Origin of the sequence: Streptomyces albireticuli (assembly GCF_021228125.1) — a bacterium.
GTDB classification, from domain to species: domain Bacteria; phylum Actinomycetota; class Actinomycetes; order Streptomycetales; family Streptomycetaceae; genus Streptomyces; species Streptomyces albireticuli.
In genome coordinates this window covers 1-3775 of the sequence record NZ_JAJQQS010000059.1, presented here as the reverse complement: position 1 = coordinate 3775, position 3775 = coordinate 1, and the positions used below count along the sequence as shown (strand labels likewise).

The window sequence follows — 3775 nt, the reverse complement described above, 5'->3', positions numbered from 1 at the left end:
CAGCGCAAGGCGGGAGATCCTGCCGGTCATCTCCCGCAAAGGCACCCCGAACATCCAGCGCCTGGGCAAACTCCGCTACGCCGTGGAACAGACCTTCGCCCTGCTCCACCAGTTCAAACGCCCCGCCGTCCGCTGGGAGCACCGAACCGAACCCCACAACACGTTCCTCTCGCTGGCCTGCGGCCCCAACCGCCCGAGGCACCTCAAGAAGACCCGTTCATCATCCTGTTACGAGCCCTAAGCAACAGGTAATTCAACACTCCAATTCTGCTTTACATTACCCGTACAAGTGTCGAGCTGAACAGGGGTTCCCAGGTCTCCGTCACCACCCTTAAGACTCAGACAGTACCCGCTGGAAATATTACGCAACACTGCGCCTTTGAATTCCCATTGCTGCCTATCAGAGCCATTGCAATTGTATAGGCGCACAGGAGTACCGACAGTTTTCCGACCACCCTCAGGCGCCAGGCAACGGACACTGAAGGGATTGATAAGCATTTTCCCTTCAAATTCCCAATTCTGATTCCACCCACCTCCACAGTCATACAGTTCAACTAGGCCACCATCCTTGCTATCTCCATCTTTGATGTCCAAGCAGAGCCCACTGGAAACATGACGTAGCACGGGCGGGGCACCGAGGAGAGGGGGGATAACGGCTTCACCATTCAGGGCGGGCTGAACGAGGGCATCTTTGGCCACGTACGGTTCTATCTTCTTCAGGTCTGCAGGTGGATTAGGTAGATTAAGAGCAGCTATCCTCTGCCGGGTGGCTTGCGTCCTCAATATACCCCAATCATCGAAGAAAGCAGAGAGGTCGTAACCAGAAATCGCCGACATAGCCGTTAACTCGAAGCTAAGCTTCGCCCGGTCATCTGCCGTGTCAGGCCCAGGGCTGACAGGGTGGGCGCGATAGAATCGGAATAGCACTTTATAGAATTCCAAACCGAAGGCACTGCGCAGCTGATCATACATCGCCATATGATCAACCTCCGATTCAAACCTCTTCTCCCATGTGGGCCTCGAGAAGTACTTCTGAGTAGAAGGCCAGCGCTTGGGGAGTTCATTAGTATATGCATGACTGTAGCCGCGCCGAGCAATCTCGAGTCCGTAAATGTTAACGCTCACTTCTTGCGTCAGGCCTGTCGTCGTGGGATATTGCTTATGGTGCCCATATTCATGCCAAATACCCCACGAATGCAGGGCTTTACCAGTTAATAACTCCTCCGGCTCAAATCCGTCAGAGGGCCAAGATATATAGCCATCCGTAGCGTGCGCGGTGTCATCAAAAATGCCGTCTACAGCGTATATCTTCAACGGCGAGCGCCGGTCGCGTGCAGTGGATCCGTCCAGGCCGCTCACTTCATCTTCGATCGCCAACACTTCTTCGTGCGCGTCGAGAGTAGCCTGAGCATCAGCATCTTCGAAACTTTGCATCAGTGACCGTGGTACGGCGATTACCACATGTTCAGCAACCAACTCGACCTCTGGAGTCTTCGCCTGGGTTAGCATCTTGCGCCACGCCTCGCCCGTCGTATTTCCGTGCACAAAATAAGCAATTGGCTCCGCTGGCTCTCCAATAGTTACCTTCACGGGCGAAGCATTTCCTTGTGGCGCAACATAGCGTAAATGAACAATACCCCCTTCTGCATCAGTGATTCGATTCACTCCCTGTGTTAGGGAAGTTTTGCGAGGTTCTTGTTGCTTAGTCGGCTTTTGAGGATCATGCAGCCCTTCGGTCCCTATCCACGCTTCCAGGTCAGCGGCTTGGCCTTCTACAGTTAACTGAATCTCCTTTCCCGCCGGCGCATAGAATCCAGTGGGCTGTCGATCTGACCGGCGCATCCATTCCTGGAGGCGCTCCTGTTCCTCTTCGGCTGACGGTAACGCAGATAGTTCAATCGTCCGTGGCTGAGGAAACACTTCCCCTATCTGGGCTGTATCATTGGTTCCCAAACCAATATCCGCATGCGCCAGTCGATGATCCTGCCGGAGCGCCACAGCTTTGACGCTGGGACCAGCCACCCCGATTTCACCAAACACGAGATCACGCCTTCCCTCCCATATCGAGAATGGCGAATCAGCTAAGGCTGCGACAGGAGCAAAAAAGGCCATCACGCCAACAACAAAAAACACAGATAATCTTGCCGGAAAATCCCAATACGCACCCCTGTTCCTCCTTTTTCTTGCTAATGTAAAAGAATAAGCACCCATCTTCAGTGAACCTCTCTCATTCTGGATAGTCGCAGGTCGGGAGGGTGTGGACGGCCTGCACGATGCGGCTGATGTGGTTGGTGGAGCATCGGGCCTGGCGGAGGGTGTGCCAGGACTTGAGCCGGGCGAAGGCGCGTTCGCCCGGCGCCCGGAGTCGCGCGTGGACGCGGTTGAACCGCTGGTAGTGGTCGGGGAGTTCGCGGTGTCTGTGGTAGGGGGTGCGGACGGTGGCGCCGGCACCGTGGTAGGCCCGGTCGGCCAGAATGAGGGTTTCCCTGGTGGGGCAGGCCTGGACGATGCCGTGGGCCCGGGCAGCGGTCAGATCATGCGTGCGCCCGGGCAGCGCGCGGGAGAACCACAGCGGTGTGCCGTCTGGGCGGGCGACGACCTGGACGTTCATGCCGTGTTTCTTGTGCTTTCTGCGAGTAGTACGGCTCGTCCGCGGCGATACGGTCGGTCGGGATCAGCGTGCCGTCAACGACGACGAAGCCCCCCTCACCCAGGCCCGCCAGAGCCTCGCGCAAGCCCGGGGCCCACGCGGCCAGGGCCTCAAGAGTCTCGTCCACGTATCCCCTTGGCCAGCAGTGCTGAGTGAGATCACCGCAGCAACGCGGAATCAAGGAAAACTCCTCTATGGCCGAGACCGCCATCACCAGAAACAAAGTCAAATGTTAAATTCTCAGAACTGGCCAATTTCTCATTGCAATTTCCACGTACGGTTAGTCGCCTACCTGTAGTTTGCCGTTGCGCTCCACAGCAGTAGGCTCCTTAGTTATAAAATTCACAGGGGCACGATTCGCTGATCGAAAATACTGCCCGGAGTCACGTACACATCCACGCAAGTGCCGGCAGTCCCGTCCTTCGACGGCCACGATCCCTCCCACCACCGGTGGGTGATGGCCCGCCGCAGTATCGCCCGCCCCGACGAGATCGCCTACTACCTGGCCCACGCCCCCACCGGCACCACCGTCGATGAGCTGGTTCAAGTGGCTGGAAGCCGACGGGCGATCGAGTCGTGTTTTCAGAGTGCGAAGAAACGAGTGTGGCCTGGACAAGTACGTAGTCTGCCGGTACCCGGCCCGGTACCGGCATATCACCCTGGCCATGCTCGCCCACGCCTTCCTTGCCTCCATGACTGCTCAGGCTGGAAGGAAAGGGGGCCCGCAGAAACGGATCATTCCTCGCCCCACTCAGCCTGGCAGAAATCAGACGGCTCATGGCAGCTTGCCGCCCCAGGACAGGGCACCCCCACCGGCATCGCACCGAACAAGCGCTGAGATGGTCCCGCTGGCGCCGCAGCCATCAGGCCACCGCCAGACACTGCCACTACAAGCGACGCGTCGCCGGTCACGAACAACCACCACATGACGACATATCAGCTGAGTACACTCAGAAAGACGCCTCTGAGCAGTGGAAATAGCGATCTGGACCTGGAGTACTAGGGTCTGTATTGAGTCGTGATCACTGAGTGGTTCGGGTGAGGTCCTTGATCCAGATCATGGAGGCGCGGAGGTGGACTCCGGCGAGGTAGCTCTCGGGGGTCTTGTCGTAGCGGGTGGCGATC

Annotated in this window: 1 protein-coding gene and 3 pseudogenes; 2 read left to right on the top strand and 2 right to left on the bottom strand. The window is 57.6% G+C overall.

The features are described 5' to 3' along the window. Nucleotides 1-241: pseudogene (locus LUZ64_RS36440) on the top strand (hypothetical protein); the annotation flags it as partial. Here the strand turns inward: LUZ64_RS36440 and LUZ64_RS36435 are convergent. Together LUZ64_RS36435 and LUZ64_RS36430 are read right to left on the bottom strand one after the other, a co-directional pair. Beyond that, on the bottom strand, nucleotides 238-2211 hold the full coding sequence (locus LUZ64_RS36435; protein ID WP_143593111.1) for a M60 family metallopeptidase: 1974 nt from the start codon (nucleotides 2209-2211) through the stop codon (nucleotides 238-240). The pseudogene LUZ64_RS36440 and the gene LUZ64_RS36435 overlap by 4 nt on opposite strands. A gap of 16 nt (nucleotides 2212-2227) precedes the next feature. Further along, nucleotides 2228-2780, bottom strand: a pseudogene (locus tag LUZ64_RS36430) (transposase family protein); the annotation flags it as partial. A gap of 276 nt (nucleotides 2781-3056) precedes the next feature. Between LUZ64_RS36430 and LUZ64_RS38170 the strand changes: the two are divergent. Next, nucleotides 3057-3488 (top strand): annotated as a pseudogene (locus LUZ64_RS38170) (IS701 family transposase); the annotation flags it as partial. Between the last annotated feature and the right edge of the window lie 287 nt (nucleotides 3489-3775).

What these genes read in the sequence shown, in the direction of transcription:
- LUZ64_RS36435 (WP_143593111.1), bottom strand. Translation starts at nt 2,211, where the DNA reads ATGGGTGCTTATTCTTTTACATTAGCAAGAAAAAGGAGGAACAGGGGT.